The 17,074-nt window shown below is 66.0% G+C and carries 14 protein-coding genes; 11 read left to right on the top strand and 3 right to left on the bottom strand.

Annotation, left to right across the window (positions count from 1 at the left end; translation table 11 throughout):
- The first annotated feature begins 3 nt into the window (after positions 1–3).
- From ACOGJB_RS07605 to pncB, 4 genes are all read left to right on the top strand, one after another.
- Positions 4–933, top strand: coding sequence for a nucleotidyltransferase family protein (locus tag ACOGJB_RS07605; RefSeq protein WP_419840208.1), 930 nt, complete (start codon positions 4–6; stop codon positions 931–933).
- A gap of 110 nt (positions 934–1,043) precedes the next feature.
- Positions 1,044–4,175, top strand: a complete 3,132-nt coding sequence (locus ACOGJB_RS07600) for a type I restriction endonuclease subunit R (RefSeq protein WP_419840207.1) — start codon at positions 1,044–1,046, stop codon at positions 4,173–4,175.
- A 272-nt stretch (positions 4,176–4,447) separates the two neighbouring features.
- Entirely contained in the window at positions 4,448–5,623 is a 1,176-nt protein-coding gene (locus tag ACOGJB_RS07595; RefSeq protein WP_419840206.1) for an ATP-binding protein, read from the top strand.
- A gap of 121 nt (positions 5,624–5,744) precedes the next feature.
- Positions 5,745–7,055 (top strand): nicotinate phosphoribosyltransferase, encoded by a 1,311-nt coding sequence (pncB, locus tag ACOGJB_RS07590; protein ID WP_419840205.1) that lies wholly within the window; start codon positions 5,745–5,747, stop codon positions 7,053–7,055.
- On the opposite strand, the gene ACOGJB_RS07585 is transcribed toward pncB, so the two are convergent.
- Together ACOGJB_RS07585 and ACOGJB_RS07580 are read right to left on the bottom strand one after the other, a co-directional pair.
- Entirely contained in the window at positions 7,052–7,714 is a 663-nt protein-coding gene (locus ACOGJB_RS07585) for a peroxiredoxin (protein ID WP_419840204.1), read from the bottom strand. The genes pncB and ACOGJB_RS07585 overlap by 4 nt on opposite strands.
- Before the next feature lie 149 nt (positions 7,715–7,863).
- A complete protein-coding gene (locus ACOGJB_RS07580; protein WP_419840203.1) occupies positions 7,864–9,000 on the bottom strand; it encodes an NAD(+)/NADH kinase in 1,137 nt (378 codons plus the stop codon).
- 220 nt (positions 9,001–9,220) lie between these two features.
- On the opposite strand from ACOGJB_RS07580, the gene thiD reads away from it, so the two are divergent.
- The 4 genes from thiD to ACOGJB_RS07560 all read left to right on the top strand — a co-directional run bounded on the left by thiD (position 9,221) and on the right by ACOGJB_RS07560 (position 12,698).
- Positions 9,221–10,063 (top strand): bifunctional hydroxymethylpyrimidine kinase/phosphomethylpyrimidine kinase, encoded by an 843-nt coding sequence (thiD, locus tag ACOGJB_RS07575; protein ID WP_419840202.1) that lies wholly within the window; start codon positions 9,221–9,223, stop codon positions 10,061–10,063.
- A gap of 121 nt (positions 10,064–10,184) precedes the next feature.
- A complete protein-coding gene (locus ACOGJB_RS07570; RefSeq protein ID WP_419840201.1) occupies positions 10,185–11,828 on the top strand; it encodes an acyl-CoA mutase large subunit family protein in 1,644 nt (547 codons plus the stop codon).
- Positions 11,829–12,055: 227 nt separating this feature from the next.
- Positions 12,056–12,535: a DUF4333 domain-containing protein gene (locus ACOGJB_RS07565; protein ID WP_419840200.1), complete on the top strand. Its 480-nt coding sequence runs from the start codon at positions 12,056–12,058 to the stop codon at positions 12,533–12,535.
- A 25-nt stretch (positions 12,536–12,560) separates the two neighbouring features.
- Complete coding sequence (locus ACOGJB_RS07560) at positions 12,561–12,698, top strand: hypothetical protein (protein WP_419840199.1); 138 nt, start codon at positions 12,561–12,563, stop codon at positions 12,696–12,698.
- 159 nt (positions 12,699–12,857) lie between these two features.
- Here ACOGJB_RS07560 and ACOGJB_RS07555 read toward each other — a convergent pair whose 3' ends face one another.
- Positions 12,858–13,841: an MDR family oxidoreductase gene (locus tag ACOGJB_RS07555; protein WP_419840198.1), complete on the bottom strand. Its 984-nt coding sequence runs from the start codon at positions 13,839–13,841 to the stop codon at positions 12,858–12,860.
- Between the two features lie 181 nt (positions 13,842–14,022).
- Between ACOGJB_RS07555 and ACOGJB_RS07550 the strand changes: the two genes are divergently transcribed.
- The 3 genes from ACOGJB_RS07550 (at position 14,023) to ACOGJB_RS07540 (ending at position 17,045) form a co-directional block, all read left to right on the top strand.
- Positions 14,023–14,688, top strand: coding sequence for a NifU family protein (locus ACOGJB_RS07550; protein ID WP_419840197.1), 666 nt, complete (start codon positions 14,023–14,025; stop codon positions 14,686–14,688).
- A gap of 126 nt (positions 14,689–14,814) precedes the next feature.
- The gene (locus ACOGJB_RS07545) at positions 14,815–16,305 is read left to right on the top strand and encodes a Fic family protein (protein ID WP_419840196.1); all 1,491 of its coding nucleotides are present in this window, start codon (positions 14,815–14,817) and stop codon (positions 16,303–16,305) included.
- Between the two features lie 5 nt (positions 16,306–16,310).
- Complete coding sequence (locus ACOGJB_RS07540; protein ID WP_419840195.1) at positions 16,311–17,045, top strand: PIG-L deacetylase family protein; 735 nt, start codon at positions 16,311–16,313, stop codon at positions 17,043–17,045.
- Positions 17,046–17,074 lie beyond the last annotated feature (29 nt).

Here is a 17,074-nt window from a genome sequence, read left to right as displayed (position 1 = left end):
CTCATGGCCGCTCCCACTGTGACGGCGGCGCACCGAGCTGCTCAGGAGATTGTCGATGCTGGTGCGGGCACGGTGCTTCTGTTCGGCTCGTTGGCGCGCGACGAAGCAAGCGCCGTCAGCGACATCGACTTGGTGGCGATCTTTGACGACTTGGCCGATTACGGCGATCGCAGCGAGCGGCGCAGCGACCTTGAGGCACGCGCGCGGTCGGCAACGGGCTGCAGCGTCGACGTGCTGGTCACCGACGCGCCCGAATGGGCAGTGCGCACCACGCGGGTACCGTGCTCGCTGGAAGCGCGCATCGCCCGTGACGCTGTTTGTCTGGCCGACAGCGTCGAGCATGGACCCATCGACTGGGACAAGGAGATCGGATTGCCCGCCACTCCGACCGCGGAAATCGAACAGCGCTTCGGGAACTTCTCAGCTGCGGTATCGACCTTGACCCAACGGCTGCGGCCCTCCGAGGAGGAGATCGAGGCAGCCGACGCAGGCGACACCAGCGAACTCGCCGACCAGGAAGACCTGCGCTTCGCTCAGGGCTGTGCTGCGGCGCACATGATCTTCGAGGCTGCAGCGAAGATCGCCCAGATCGTCGCCACCGGCACTGCCCCCGAACGCGAGCACCGCATTCCGGTGTTGCTCACCCACCAGCCTGACTGGGTCGCAGAGGCGTTCCGGAGTGCGGCGGTCGGCATCAGTCTTGACCGGCTCCACGAATGGCACCAAGGTGCAAGCTATGCCGATGCTCGGCCTGTCGAGCGTTTCGACGAGGCCTATCTGCGTCGCCATGCGACAGCGGCCATCCGAGTCGCCGAATTCGTGGGCGACCAGTGCCGCGATCGAGGTCTCGAAGCTGACCTGTTACGCCGGTTCGATCTGCGGCTCGGCCGCTGCGCGGCGGGCCTCGCGGGCGTGCTGCGAGTTTCCGACTGAACGCCGAGCGCCAGCAGATCTTGGTCTCGGGTCAGGTCAGCGCTCCAAGCAGGCGCTGTTGAGAAGATTCCAGTCGCTGTACGTAGACAAACAGAGATGAGGCAGTGGGTGTGAGCGGGGTAGACGAGGCCGGCGTTGAGGATGCCGCACTCGCTTGGCTGGCGGACCTTGGCTGGTCGGTAGCGACGGGACCGGACCTGCTTGCTGACGGCGGCAGTGGAGAGCGGGCCGATCATGGCGCCGTTGTGCTGGAGCAGCGGCTGCGGATGGCATTGGATCAGCTCAATCCTGGGATGCCCGCGCCTGCGCGCAACGCCGCATTCAGACGTCTGGCGAATCCTCAGGGATCGACGCTGGAAGCACGCAACCGCTCCTTCCATCGGATGCTTGTTGATGGAGTCGCTGTCGAGTTCAAGGTCGACGGCGGCGATACCCGTGGTGCTCGAGCACATGCCGTCGATTTCGACCGCCCAGAGGTAAACGACTGGCTGGCCGTCAGGCAGCTGACCGTGACCGATGGCGAGCACCGCCGGCGTATCGACATAGCGCTCTATGTCAACGGGCTGCCGCTCGGCATCATCGAGCTCAAGAGCCCGACCGATTCTGATGCGACGCTGTGGTCGGCATGGCAGCAACTCCAGACATACAAGGCTGAGCTTCCGACCCTCTTCGCGATGAATGAGACGCTCATCGTCTCCGACGGCATCGATGCGCGTCTCGGCACGCTCACCGCCGGCCGCGAATGGTTCAAGGCTTGGCGCACCATCGACGGAGACGACGTCGCCGAAGTCACCGCGCCGCAACTTGAGGTACTTCTGCGCGGCGCCTGTGCGCCCTCCCGCTTTCTCCCGCTGATTCGCGACTTCATCGTGTTTGATGACGACGGCAGCGGCCGGCTCGGCAAGAAGATGGCGGGATACCACCAATTCCACGCCGTCAACGTCGCTGTCGGCGAGACGCTGCGCGCTGCCGGGTTGGGACCCGGCCGTAGCCGGCCCGAACTTGCCGAGGCGCTCCGCAGCGAACAGTCGAGCGTCGACGATCACCGCATCGGCGTGGTGTGGCACACCCAAGGCTCGGGCAAGTCGCTCACTATGGCGTTCTATGCCGGCCGAATCATCCGCGAGCCCGCCATGGCGAATCCCACCCTCGTCGTGCTGACTGACCGGAATGACCTCGACGATCAGCTGTTTTCAACGTTCTCGCGATGCTCAGACCTTCTCCGTCAGCCGCCGGTTCAGGCCGCGAGCCGAGCGGACTTGCGGGGCAAGCTGGCGGTTGCGTCCGGCGGCGTGGTGTTCACGACGATTCAGAAGTTCTTCCCTGAGGAGCAGGGCGACCGGCATCCCGTGCTCTCCGAACGCTCCAACATCGTCGTGATCGCCGACGAGGCACATCGAAGCCAGTACGACTTCATCGACGGATTTGCAAGGCACATGCGTGATGCGCTGCCGCAGGCATCATTCATCGGCTTCACAGGCACCCCGATCGAGCAGAAGGACGCCAACACCCGAGCCGTCTTCGGCGACTACATCAGCGTCTACGACATCCAGCGCGCCGTCGAAGACCAAGCCACGGTTCCCATCTACTACGAGAGCCGCTTGGCAGAACTCCGCCTCGACCCAGAAGCAGAACGGGTTGTCGACGCCGACTTCGAAGAAGCAACCGAGGGCGAAGAGCTGGCGCAGACCGAGAAGCTGAAGACCAAGTGGGCCGCGCTTGAAGCGGTAGTCGGCACGCCCAATCGGGTCGCGCTCGTTGCTGCCGACATCGTCGAGCACTTCGAGAACCGCCTCGATGTGATGGACGGCAAGGCCATGGCGGTGTGCATGAGCCGGCGCATCTGCGTCGATCTCTACGACGAGCTGGTGCGGCTGAGGCCGTCGTGGCACAGCGATGACGACTCCGGTGGCGCGATCAAGGTCGTGATGACCGGCTCAGCCGAGGACCCGACTGCTTGGCAGCAGCACATTCGCCCCAAGTCGGGCCGCGAGATGCTCGCCAACCGCTTTCGTGATCCCGACGATCCACTGCGTGTCGTTCTCGTGCGTGACATGTGGCTCACAGGCTTCGACGCGCCCAGCCTGCACACGATGTACGTCGACAAGCCGATGAGAGGCCACGGGCTGATGCAGGCAATCGCACGTGTCAACCGGGTCTTCCGAGACAAGCCCGGCGGCCTCGTTGTCGACTACCTGGGGCTCGCGCACGAGTTGCGGCAGGCGCTGCGGACCTACACGCAGAGCGGCGGCAGAGGCGACGCGGTCCTCAATCGTGCCGACGCGGTTGCGGTGATGCTCGAGAAGCACGACGTGTGCTCGGGACTCATGCACGGGTTCGACTGGTCGAAATGGGTGGACGGGGCTCCGGCTGAACGGCTCGCGCTCTTGCCCGCTGCTCAAGAACACGTCCTCGCACAGGAGAACGGCAAGGACCGCTTCGTGCAGGTCGTCCGGGAACTGTCCCAGGCGTTCGCACTCGCCGTGCCCGCTGAGGCGGCGATCAGAATCCGGGACGATGTGGGCTTCTTTCAAGCCGTGCGCAACCGGCTGGTGCAGCGCTCGCCTGAGGAGGAACGAACCCAAGACGACCTCGACCATGCTGTCCGCCAGATCATCTCTCGTGCCGTGTCGTCCGGTGAGGTGACCGACATCTTCGAGGCCGCCGGTCTCGACAAGCCCGACATCTCGATCCTGTCCGAGGAGTTTCTGGCAGAAGTCCGCAACATGCCCCATCGAAACCTGGCCGTCGAATTGCTGCAGAAGCTCCTGAACTCCGAAGTACGCCAGCGTCAGCGTCGCAATGTGACGCAAGGCCGGTCGTTCGCGGCCATGCTCGCGGAGACCATCCGCCGCTACCAGAACCGAGGCATCGAAGCCGCCCAGATCATCGAAGAGCTGATCGAGCTGGCCCGCGAACTCCGAGAGGCCGACGAGCGAGGCGAGCAGCTCGGGCTCACCGAAGACGAGGTGGCGTTTTACGACGCCTTGGAAACGAACGACAGCGCTGTCGCCGTTCTCGGTGACGAGACGCTTCAGGCCATCGCCCGCGAACTCGTCGAGTCAGTTCGCAACAGCGTGACCATCGACTGGACCCTGCGAGAGAACGTCCGCGCAGGCATCCGCGTCAAGGTCAGGCGAATCCTGAAGCGTCACGGCTACCCGCCCGACAAGCAGGAACAAGCAACCCAGACCGTCCTCGAACAAGCCGAAGCCCTCTCAGCCGACTGGGCCGTGGCCTGACACCCTCACCCCACGCCAAAGCGTCAAGAGCCGCATTTCGCCAAGAGGGCGGATCGACTTCGAATATGCGACGCTTCGCGCACATGATGGTGGTTGTGCCCCCGACGGGTGCGGTTGTGACTCGTCCGATTGTCAGCGGCGAGATTGGCAGAGATTATGTCTCTTGAAAGTAATATTCATAATCTAATGTAATCTCTGTTGAGATGTTGCCGCGTGCGGATGGCCGCGAGATCGATCAGCGGCGTGGGAAGAGCTGAGGGGCCGGTGGAGCGATGGATCGTCTGTTGAATCCGTATCGACCGGGTGCCGGCACGACGCCGATAGCGCTCGTCGGCCGTGACGAGTTGATCGATGAGTTCGGCGTGACCTTGCGGAGGGCGCTCGCGGGCCAGCCGGGGAAGAGCTGCATGCCGCTCGGGCTGCGCGGCGTCGGCAAGACGGTGCTGCTCAACCGCTTCTTGCAGATCGCCTCCGATGAAGGCGTTCGCACGGCGTTCATCGAGGCGACCGACTCGGGCAGCTTCGCCGGCCAGCTCGCGATACGGCTTCGTCGCGTGCTGCTTGAGTTGGCGACATCGCCTGTTCGACGTGCCGTTACGCGTGCGCTCGGCGCATTGCGAGGCTTCGCGCTGCATCTGCCAGACGGCACCAACATCTCCGTCGGCGTGGACGCGACGCCGGGCGTTGCCGACTCGGGTCTGCTGGACGAAGACCTCGCCGACCTGCTCGTGGCGACAGGCGAGGCGGCGGCAGCTTGCGGGACCGGGGTCGTGCTCGGCATCGACGAAGCCCAGTACCTCAGCATGCAGGAGATGGGCGCCGTGATCGGCGCAATCCACCGAACCTCGCAGCTCGATCTCCCGGTGCTCGTGGTGGCGGCCGGTCTGCCGCAGCTGCGCGGCCTCGCGGGACGGGCGCGGACCTACACCGAGCGGCTCTTCACGTTTCCCGAGATCGACGTGCTCGCCATCGACGATGCTCACGCAGCCCTGACGATTCCGTCTGCCGAACAAGAGGTGGAGTTCGCCAGCGAGGCCGCAGCGGCGATCGTGGGGTCCTCAGGCGGATACCCCTATTTCGTCCAGGAGTGGGGATTCCATGCGTGGAACGCAGCACCGGCAAGCCCGATCACGCTCGACGACGTGCGTGCAACCACGCCGACCGTGATCGAGACACTCGACAGGGACTTCTTCCGCGTGCGCTTCGACCGCCTCACACCGAAGGAACGGCAGTACCTTCGCGCCATGGCAGACCTCGGACCCGGCCCGCACCGCTCCGGCGACATCGCCGCAGCGCTGGGTGTCCTGGTCACCTCGGTGGCGCCCCGCAGATCCGGGCTCATCGAAAAGGGCATGCTGTACAGCCCCGCTCACGGCGACACCGCATTCACAGTCCCGCTCTTCGACGAATTCCTCAAGCGAACCATGCCCGACCCCGCACGGGCGTGACCCGTCGACGACATCGCCGCAACCGCAGGTACCGAAGCGAGCTGCCACGGCTGCCGTGTGCAGGTCGCGCCGTAGCAAATCCGTGGCGGCGGCCTTGCGCGATTGCGGGCAGACTTTCGGTATGGGCACCGCGATGATGACCGATCTGTATGAGCTGACCATGCTCGATGCGGCCCTGCAGTCGGGGGTTGCGTCGCGGCGCTCGTGCTTTGAGGTGTTCGCCCGGCGGCTGCCGCCCGGCCGTGGCTACGGCGTGGTGGCTGGCCCGGGGCGCCTGGCCAAGCTGCTGGCCGACTACCGCTTCGAGGACGACGATCTCGAGTATCTCGCGGGCCTGGGCCGCTTCAGCGACGCGCTGCTGGAGCATCTCGCCACGTTCCGGTTCGACGGCGATGCCTGGAGCTACCGAGAGGGCGATATCTACGTGCCCGGCAGCCCGGTGCTGCGGGTGGACGCCTCGTTCGGCGCGGCGTTGCTGGTGGAGACTCTCGTCCTGTCGGTGCTCAATCACGACTGCGCTGTCGCCTCAGCCGCGGCACGGATGCACGACGCCGCGGTCGGACGTCATCTCATCGAAATGGGTGGTCGCCGCACCCACGAACTCGCCGCCGTGGCCGCAGCGCGAGCGGCCTGGCTGGTCGGCTTCGATGCCACCTCCAATCTGGCTGCCGGCACGCGGTTCGACATCCCGACGGCTGGTACGGCAGCACACGCCTTCACGCTGGCGCATCACGACGAGGAAGCAGCGTTCGAGGCGCAGATGCGCGCGCACGGCCTCGAGACCACGCTGCTCATCGACACCTATGACCTGCGCACCGGGCTCGAGCGCGGGCTGGCCGCTGCGAAGCGGCTCGGCGGCGTTCCGGGCGCTGTGCGCATCGACTCGGGCGATCTGACCGTCGAGGTGCCGCGCGTGCGTGGATGGCTCGACAATGCCGGCGCCGAGTCGACTCGCATCGTGGTGTCGGGCGACCTCGACGAGTACCGCATCGCCGACTTGGCGGAACTGCCGGTCGATGGCTACGGCGTGGGCACCCAGCTCGTAGTGGGCTCGGGACACGCCACCGCCGGCATGGTGTACAAGGCAGTGGCCATTGCCCGATACTCAGGCACGTTCGAGCCCGTCATCCCGGTGCAGAAGACATCGGAGGGCAAGGCCACGCGTGGCGGCGTGGTGCGGCCGTACCGGGTAGTGCGCAACGGCGAAGCCGTGTCCGAGACGCTGGTGGAGCAGGACCGCCCAGGCCCTACGAACAGCCGGCCGCTGCACGTGCCGCTGCTGCGTTCTGGTCAGGCCGCGTACCCCTACGCCCTCGCGCAGGATCGCGTCTTTCATCAGCGAGTTCGCAGCGAAATGCCCGCCACGATGCGCAGACTCGACGGCGCTCCGGCGTTCGAAGCCGAAATCGCCGCCGAATCCCGCTTGAACTAGCTGCCCGGCTGCGGCACCAGGCGCAGGTACGGCAGCGGCGATTCCCAGCCGTCGGGGTACTTCTCGGCCGCAGCCTCGTTCGAGACCGCAGGCACGATGATGACGTTCTCGCCCTGGCGCCAGTTGGCCGGCGTGGCGACCTGCTCGGCAGCGGTGAGCTGGCACGAGTCGAGCAGGCGCAAGATCTCCGCGAAGTTGCGGCCGGTCGTCATCGGGTAGGTGAGCGACGCCTTGATCTTCTTGTCAGGGCCGATGATGAACACCGTGCGAGCCGTGGCATTGTCGGCTGCGGTGCGGCCTTCGGAAGTGTCGCCGGTGTCTGCGGGAAGCATGTCGTAGAGCTTGACGACGTTCAGTTCAGGATCGCCGATGAGCGGGTAGTTGACTTCGTGGCCGGTCGCGGAGGCAATGTCGGCTTTCCAGTTCGTGTGGTCGCTCACCCCGTCGACGCTGATACCGATGATCTTGCAATCGCGGGCGGCAAAGTCGTCTTTCAGCCCGGCGACGGCTCCGAGCTCGGTGGTGCACACCGGGGTGAAGTCTTTCGGATGAGAAAAGAGCAGTGCCCATCCGTCGCCGATCCAGTCGTGGAAGTTGATCTCGCCTTCGGTGGTGTTGGCGGTGAAGTCGGGAGCGGTGTCGTTGAGGCGCAGTGCCATGTTGGTCCTCCATCGTGGGCAGTGCCGGCCGCGGCACGGAACGTGTCGGGCAGGATAGCGCCATATTACGATAAACCCGACCTGATTAGTCGGGAATTACCCGGCCGCCTGGACGCGACCGTCTGACGCTCTCGACCGGATGCCATCGCTCAGCAGCAATCGCGAATCGGTGTGCCGTCGGCGTGGTGGTAGTGGACCTTCGACGCTTCGTTGAGTGCACGGTCGCCCGTCCGTGCCTGAGAGGTCTCGAACACCCCGGCTGCGGCTCCGAGCTCCAACGCCCGTTCCACATTCACCACCCGCGGCCCGCAGCGCTGCACTACAGCAGTCGCCGCTTCGTCAGCGCCGATCGTGCGCTCCCGGTCGCCGTCAAGCGACAGCACCGTCGGGCCTCGAAGCTCCACGGCTTCACCCAACTCGATACGGCGGTGATCGAGCACGGGCACCGTCCGGTACAGCCCGGGTGCCAGCGCGACGCGCATCGGCCGACCGCCCGGTCCGCACTCCACCAGCACGCCGGCGTCCTCGTCGAAGGGGCAAGGCCGCAGCAGCCCCGCCAGTGAGCTCAACCCGATGCTTGCGGGATGGGCGCGCGACACCAGGACCTGCCGCAGCAGCGCCCCGTCCGCTGGCATCCGATTGCCGACGAAGTCGTCGGCCAGCGTCACTGCGTCGACCAGCGCGATCTCGGTCCAACCGTCCGGCGGCACCCCGGTGTGCCATCCGACCGTGATCAGCTTCGAACGGGGGGCGCACGCCGCGGGGTCGACCACGCCGCTCGCCAGGAGCCCGGCGGCGGCACCGGCCACCGTGGGCTCGGTCAGGCTGGGAAACACGTTGTTCGTACCGGTGGACATCGGCACCACGGTGGCCTCGGGCCACACCCCGCAGACGGTGCGGTTGGTCCCGTCACCGCCCAGCGTGACCAGCACGCTGACATTGCGTGCCCGCATGGCCTCGACAGCGCGCACCGTGTCGGTGGGCGAGACGGTCGCACCGACGTCGACGATCTCGATCTCGGCATCTATGCGCAGGTCGGTGAGCGCCCCGGTGGCGATGCCGAACGGTTCTGCCATGGCCACGATTCGCGTCGCCCCGGCGGTGACGGCGCCGATGACTGCTCGGGCGATGCGATTGCGCTTGTCCTCGGTGGTGGACACAGCGCCTCGCGCCGCAACCCGGCGAACATCGCGCCCCGAGACCGGGTTCGCAATGATCCCGACAGTGCCGACAGGAGCACCGCCGCCAGCGCGTTGCTCGCTCAGATTCGGTGCAGATCCGGCCATCGCCCGACGACGCTAACCACCCGTGCCGCCGCCCAGAGCGTGGAGGCCGGCCTTTCGCCGTGCCAACTGCTGCTGCCCGCTCTTGTTTCCGATTCTGATGCCATGGTGCTTGCGGGCTGTTCGGGCTGCGGCTTCGCCGATCCGCTCTGCCGCTTGAGCACTGCGCGGCCCAACCGCTTGATGACTGCGGTTCGGTGCTCCGAAATGTTGTACTTGGGCCATGTTCGGCGGCGCCCGGAGCGAGCATCTCAGCAGACCCGAACAGAACACCTGGTCGCCCGCAGCGTTGACCATCGCGGGGGCAGATTCCTCCGGTGGGGCCGGGCTCGCAGCGGACCTGCGCGCGTTCGCCGCATCCGGCGTGCACGGCGCCTTTGCGCTGACGCTGGTGTCGGCACAGAACACCGCCGAGTTCCGAGCTGCGCAACCCGTCGATGCCGAGTTGGTGGCGGCACAGATTCACGCGGTGCTCGACGACATGCCAATTGCGGCTGCCAAGACGGGCCTGCTGCTCACTGCTGAGACCGTCGCTGCCGTCGCATCGGTGGCTGCCCGGCGGCTCCCCCAATTGGTTGTGGATCCGGTGCTGGTCGACGGTGCCGGCGAACCCATGCTCAGCCCCGAAGCCGAGCGATCCGTCGCGACACGCCTGCTGCCGAGCGCCCGGGTCGTGACTCCCAACCATCTCGAAGCGGGCCGACTGCTGGGCAGCGATCTGAGTGACGAGGTCGAGGCGTGGATCGACGCGGCCCACGAGCTCGCAGCCGCGGGTCCCGAGGCCGTGATCGTCACCGGCGGCCGACTCCGGACTGGCGAGACGATCACTGACGTCGTCGTCTGCAGCGGCAAGGTGCGTCTGCTGTCGGCGCCGCGCATCGACACCCGCAACGTTCGTGGGTCGGGCGACGTCTTCTCGGCGGCCATCTGTGCAGAACTGGCCAAGGGCACCGGTCTGGATGCTGCGATTGACCGTGCCCACGATCTGACAACACGCGCAATCTCGGCGGGGGCAACTCGCCGCCTCGGCAGCGGCCGCGGACCCGTCGACCCGTTCGCCGCCTGAACCCGGTCCCGTTCGGACCGGCCTGCCCACACTGCCCTGCCTACACTGCGAACGCTGTACGTGGCGTCGAGTTTGGGTTCGCCTCGAGGTCGACGGAGCCGCACACCCCAGGAGGCAACCGGTGACACGCGAGCGCTGGCAAGCAGAGTTCGAGGCCACCTCGGTGCGCGACGCCGATTTCGAAACGATGAGCGGCCTCGACTTGGAACCGCTGTACGCGCCTGCCGAGGCCGAGCCCGACCCCGACGTCAGCTGGCCCGGCCAATACCCCTACACGCGCGGTGTGCACGCCAGCGGCTACCGCGGCCGGCTGTGGACGATGCGGATGTTCGCCGGTTTCGGAACACCGCAAGACACCAACAAGCGCTTCCACGAGATCCTCGAAGCGGGCGGCGGCGGCCTGTCGACAGCATTCGACATGCCCACCCTCATGGGCCTCGATTCCGACGACGTCATGTCGCTGGGCGAAGTGGGCCGTTGCGGCGTCGCCGTCGACTCGATCGAGGACATGGCAACGCTGTACGACGGCATCGACCTTGAGGCGACGACCACGTCTATGACGATCAACGCGCCCGCCGCCACGATCTGGGCGATGTTCGTGGCCAACGCCGAAGAACATGGCGCGCATCGCAGCAAGCTCGGCGGCACGCTGCAAAACGACATCCTCAAGGAGTACCAAGCCCAAAAGGAATGGGTGTACCCGCCGCGGCCCTCGATGCGCCTCGTCGCCGACACCATCGAGTTCGCCACCAACGAGATGCCCCGGTGGAACTCGGTGTCGATCAGCGGCTACCACATTCGCGAAGCGGGCTCGACGGCGGCCCAAGAGCTTGCATTCACCTTGGCCAATGGGTTCGCCTACGTCGAGGCCGCCGCCGAGCGGGGGCTGTCGACCGACGAATTCGCACCGCGCCTGAGCTTCTTCTTCAACGCTCACATCGACTTCTTCGAAGAGATCGCCAAGTACCGAGCGGCACGCCGCATCTGGGCTCGATGGATGCGCGACCGTTACGGCGCGCAAAGCGAGCGGTCGATGATGCTGCGGTTCCACACCCAGACGGCGGGCGTGTCCCTCACTGCGCAGCAGCCGGAGATCAACATCGCCCGCACGGCGATCGAGGCGCTCGCCGGGGTGCTGGGAGGCACCCAGAGCCTGCACACCAACTCGATGGACGAGGCGCTGGCGCTGCCGACCGACAAGGCAGCCCGGATTGCCCTGCGGACCCAACAGATCATCGCCCACGAGACCGGGGCCGCGAACGTGATCGACCCGCTCGGGGGCAGTTGGTTCATCGAGGAATTGACCGACAAGCTCGAGGCCGAGGCGGAAGAGATGTTCTCCCACATCGACGACTTCGGTGACGGCTCGATGCTCGAGGGCGCATTCCGCCTGATCGACGAGGGCTGGTACCAGTCCGGGATCGCCGACGCGGCCTACGACTTCGAGAAGAAGGTGAATGCAGGTCGCCGGGTCGTGGTGGGGGCCAGCGCCTTCACCGAGGGCAGCGAGGACGACGACATCGACCTCCTGAAGATCACCAGCGACGATGAGCAGCGTCAGGTCAAGCGGTTGCAGCAGGTTCGAGCCGACCGGAATCAGGCCGCTGTCTCCGAGGCACTGGTGTCGCTTCGCCGGGCGGCTGAAACCGACGCCAACCTCATGCCGCACCTGATCGACTGTGTCCGGACGCGGGCCACGGTGGGAGAGGTGACCAACGCCTTGGCCGACGTCTTCGGTCGGTACACCGAGCGGCCGTTCATCTGATCGGAAGCCAGTCTCGGGTGCGACGCGACGTGTCGCAGACGGCACGAATGAACTTCGGTTTCGCTGTTTGGGCGAATTGCAGGCTCCCCGGCGGGGTTGGGCTAGTGTCCCGTCATTCCTACCCGGAGGCCGTCATCTTGACCAGACTGCCCGCGCTGGAGTCAACCCGCGCGCGGTCGTGGTCGGCAGGTTCGCGCCGTATCGGTCGATCCGGGCGGGTCGTCTCGTTGGCGTTGCTGGCGGCATGGGTGCTCGCAGCCTGCGGAGGCGGGACCGAGCAGACCCAAGTTGAGCGCGAAGTTCAGGACTACCTGCAGAGCGTGGTGGCGCCCGCCGCGATTGCCGACATCGACTGTCCCGAAGACGCCCCGATCAGGCCGGGTTCTACGTTCCTGTGCGACGGCCTCGTCGAGGGCGCGTTCTATGAGGCACAGGTGACGATCATCGACGAGCAGGGCCGCCGGGAAATTCGGCCTCGCCAAGCAGTGATGCAGGTGAATGCCACCGAGACGGCGCTGGGTGCTGAGGCTGCGACGGCGCTGGGATTCAATGTCCAGGCCAATTGCGGCGATGACCAGTACCTGGTGGTCTCCGTCGGCCATACGTTCCTGTGCACGCTCGAGCGATCCGATACGGCGGCCACGCAAGACATCGAGGTCAAGGTCCAGAACGAGATCGGCGCCATCGAGTGGAAGCTGAAGGGCTAGGCGCAAGTGGGGTGCGAGGATCAATATGACGCGGCATCGATATGACGCAGCGGGCAACTTGCGCCCGCTCCGCCAGCGCAGCCCTGGCCTGTGGTGGACCGCAGTCCTCGTGGTGGCCGCGATGCTGCTGACGGGCTTCGCGGCGATCGCCTCAGTGCTCTGACAGGGTGCTGAAATAGTCGATTCTCGGGTGGTTGCCAAACGCAAACCTGCAGGTCAGCAATGTGCGCGTCCGTCCAAACCTGCATGTTTCAGCATCCTGCTCATCGCTCGCGCTCGCGGGCAGATGCCGCCTCACGCGCGCACATCAACAGATGCGGCGTCAGGCGCGCACGTCCACGACAGTTCGCCCTTGCGCCTCGCCGGCCAGGATCTTCGGGCCCAGGTCGGCGAGTTTGCCCAGACCCACCGTCGTCGCCATCGACGCCAGCAGATCCCGGTCGACGAGTTCGTCCAGCCGCTGCCATGCCGCGGCGCGCGGCTCATAGGGGCACATGACCGAATCGATGCCGAGCAGGTTCACACCGCGCAACAGGAAGGGGATGACCGTGGTATCCAGCCCGTTGCCCCCTGCGAGGCCGCACGCTGCCACGCTCGACCCGTACGACATCTGGGTCAGCGCATTCGCCAGTGTGGTGCCGCCGACGGCGTCCACGCATCCGCCGAATCGTTCACTGCCGAGCGGCCGCTGGGGCGGTTCAGACAGCTCCGACCGATCGATGATCTCGGAGGCGCCGAGGTTGCGCAGGTAGTCCGCGGTCTGCGGCCGACCCGTCGAAGCAGCAACGGCATGGCCGGCCGCCGACAACAGGTGCACTGCGACGCTGCCGACCCCGCCCGCAGCGCCCGTGACGAGTACCGGACCCGATCCAACGCCGTGGGTCTCCAGCGCTTGGGCGGCCAGCATCGAGGTGAACCCCGCCGTGCCGATCGTCATCGCTTCGAAGGTCGTCAGTCCATCGGGCAGCCGGACCAGCCAGTCGCCGCTGACTCGTGCTCGCTCTGCGTACCCGCCCCAGTGCGTCTCGCCGACCCGCCAGCCGGTGAGCACCACGCGATCGCCCGCGGCGAAGCGGCTGTCGTCGGAGGACTCGACGACACCGGCGAAGTCGATGCCTCCCACATGCGGGTACGTGCGAACAAGCCGTCCGATCCCTCCCAGGATCATCCCGTCCTTGTAGTTCAGGGTGCTGTACTCGACAGCGACCGTCACGTCGCCGTCGGGCAGCTGGCTGTCATCGATGTCGGCCAGCTCGGCCGTGACGGCCCGATCCTGCTCGTGCAGCATCAATGCGCGGAATGCCATATCGCTCTCCTTGCCGGATTGGTCGACGCGGCGCTCTCGTTGGGAGGGCCGGCGAACCCGCCGGACATTACCGCCGCCGGGCCCACGGGCGGTCGGCGACCGGCGCTCGCTGTGCGGATGCCCACGGCGAGGCGAGGGCTCTTCCCAAGGCGCCGAAGGGCGCCCTCAGTAGGCTGCGGGCATGGCCTTGAGCGACCAGATGGCACCCGCTGACGCCTTGCGTGAATCGATGATGGAGGCGCGGCGCGAGACATTCGACGTCACGCCGACCGCTCTTGACAAGGTGATCGAGCTGCGCGACAGCGAGGTCGACGGCGATCAGCTGGCACTGCGCATCGAGGTGACCGGCGCTCAAGGCGTCGACTACACCTACGATCTCGCCTTCGAGCTGCTGGCCGAGGCCGACCCGGCCGACGTGCCGTTCGGTGTGGGGGGTGGCCTGACGGTGCTCATTCCCGATCGCGATGTGCCGAAGCTCGACGGTGCCTCATTGGACCTGCCGTCGAATCCCAACCAGCCCGGTTTGGTGCTGCGCAACCCCAACCGGCCCGACCTCGGGCCAAACGCTCAGCTTGATCTTGACGGGACTGTGGAGGACAACGTCCGCGAGGTGCTGACCAAGCGCATCAACCCTTCGATTGCCGCTCACGGCGGGTTCGCGGAGTTGGTGTCGGTCGAAGGCGACACGGTGGTCGTCAAGCTGGGCGGCGGCTGCCAGGGCTGCGGCATGGCGAATGCCACCGTCACCGCAGGAATCGAGCGGACGCTGCGTGAGCTGATCCCCGAGGTCGAGCGGGTCGTCGACCTCACCGACCACGCCTCGGGCGAGAACCCCTACTTCACCTGATCTCGTGTCAGCAGACGTTTGCGCAGTTGCAGCCGCTGCCTTGCCCCTCGGTGTCGGCATTCCCGGCAGTCTCGAGCTCTCCGCGCACTGCTCGACACGGCACTAGCGATCAGAATTGCTCGACAGATGGCAGAGGCTGAGGTAGCGCACCGATGGTCGCCGATCTCCGACCTCGCCGAGACAGATCTCGACCTTGACCGGGCCGAGCTGCTGTCGCTTTCAGGAGTCTGGGACGACGTCAAGATCGAGCTACCCACCGATCAGGTCGACGACTTCAACGAACGGCTCAAGCGGGAATGGGCAATCGAGACCGGCCTCATCGAACGCGTCTACACCTTCGACGCGGGTATCACCCAGCTGCTGATCGAGCAAGGCATCGACGCATCGCTGATTCCTCACGACGCAACAGACAAGGCGCCGCAGGTCGTGGCCGGCATCATCGCTGATCAGGCCCAGGCGGTCGACTTCCTGTTCGACTTTGTCGCCCAGCAGCGGCGCCTCTCGTCGTCGTACATCAAAGAACTCCACGCCTTGATGACGCGCAAGCAAGCCACGGCTTCGGGCATCGACCAGTTCGGCCGGCCAGTCGAAGTGCCGCTGACCCACGGCGAGTACAAGCTGCACCCGAACAATCCGACGCAGCCTGACGGCCGAGTGTTCGAGTACTGCCCGCCCGAACAGGTTGCATCCGAAATGGACCAGCTCGTTGAAATGCACCTCGAACATGTCGACGACGGAATTGCAGCTGAGCTAGAGGCTGCTTGGCTGCACCATCGATTTACGCAGATACACCCCTTCCAAGACGGCAACGGGCGCGTCGCCCGTGCTCTTGCGTCGCTGGTCCTGATTCGGGAGGGCTGGTTTCCGCTCGTAGTCGCCAGTTCGGACCGGGTGAAGTATCTCGACAACTTGAAGGCTGCCGACTCGGGCGATCTGCAGCCGCTCGCATCGCAGATCGCGGCAGTCCAGCGCACCTGGTTCCGCAAGGCGATCGGCATCGGCGAGCAGGTGCGGCAGGCCGCAGAGCGGACAGACCAGCTCATCGCTGCCATCGGCGATCAGTTCCGCGAACGACGGGTGCAGACACGCGTCGATATGGAGCAGGCCAAGGAAACCTCGGCCACGTTGGCCCACATGGCGACAGCGCGGTTCCGCGGACTGCAGGACGACCTCTCTCGCGCCATCGGCGCCGATGGCCAAGCCCGCCGAGTATTCGTCGATTACGGCCTCGATGAGGACGCTGAACGTCGCTCGTGGCATCGCTACCAAGTCATCACCACTGCCCGGCACGCGGCCCTCGACTACTGGGCCAATCCGCGAGAGTTGCACTCGTGGGTGCGGCTCGGGCTGGTCACCGAGAGCGGCCGATCAGAGATCCTCTTCTCGCTGCATGGCATCAATCGGGAGTTCCGGGGTCTCGTCGGCGCCTCGATGTGCCTGTATCGCAGGCAGAAGGGCGACGACATCGAGCACCAGATCATGGAGCTCGAACCGGTGTGCGGCGAGCTCTTCCAGTTCAATTACAAGGAGGCCGCGGCGTCTGTCGAGCGTCGTTTCGATGGCTGGCTCGAAGACTCGCTGCTGCGCGGTCTCGATCAGTGGCGACGAGGCGAGTAGCTGCCATGGGCATGATCCTGACCGGCGAAGGCGAGATCGAAGCGCCCGCGAGGGCGCTCATCGTCGTAGCGCATCCCGACGACATCGATTTCGGTATGGCCGGCACCGTGGCCGCGCTGACCTCGGCCGGATGCCATGTGGCGTACTGCTTGGCGACCAGTGGCGAAGCCGGGGACGACGACATGTCCCACACATCTGCCGAGTTGGCGGCCATGCGCCAAGCAGAGCAGACGGCCGCCGCCAAGCGTGTGGGAGTATCCGAGTTGCACTGGCTCGGCCATCCAGACGGCATGGTGGTGGCCGATCTGGGCTTGCGCCGCGACATTGCGCGGGTGATCCGCATGTCACGACCGGACGTGGTGCTGTGCCAGACCACGATCCCCGACTGGGATCGCATCTACATCTCCCATCCGGACCACCTGGCCACGGCAACAGCCACCTTGGCAGCTGTGTATCCCGATTCCCGAAACCCGCGAACCTTCCCCGGACTCCTTGACGAGGGCCACAAGCCGCACACCGTCGACGAGTTGTGGTTGATCGGGACCGAGCCGAATCGTTACATCGACATCACCGATTCGTTCGACGCCAAGGTGGCGGCGCTGCGCGAGCACCGCAGCCAAACAGCGGACATGGAGAATCTCGACGGTCGGTTGCGCGAGTGGTGCACGGATACTGCCCGCGCCGGTGGTCTTGCTGAGGGCCGCCTGGCCGAGGCCTTCCGGGTCGTCCCAGCCGTGTAGCAAGGCGCTCTGCACACTGAGGTCCTCCA

This window comes from Candidatus Poriferisodalis sp. (assembly GCF_965208895.1).
Lineage (GTDB): Bacteria > Actinomycetota > Acidimicrobiia > Acidimicrobiales > Poriferisodalaceae > Poriferisodalis.
Note: the sequence above shows the minus strand (reverse complement) of the source record. Positions and strands in the feature narration are given on the sequence as shown.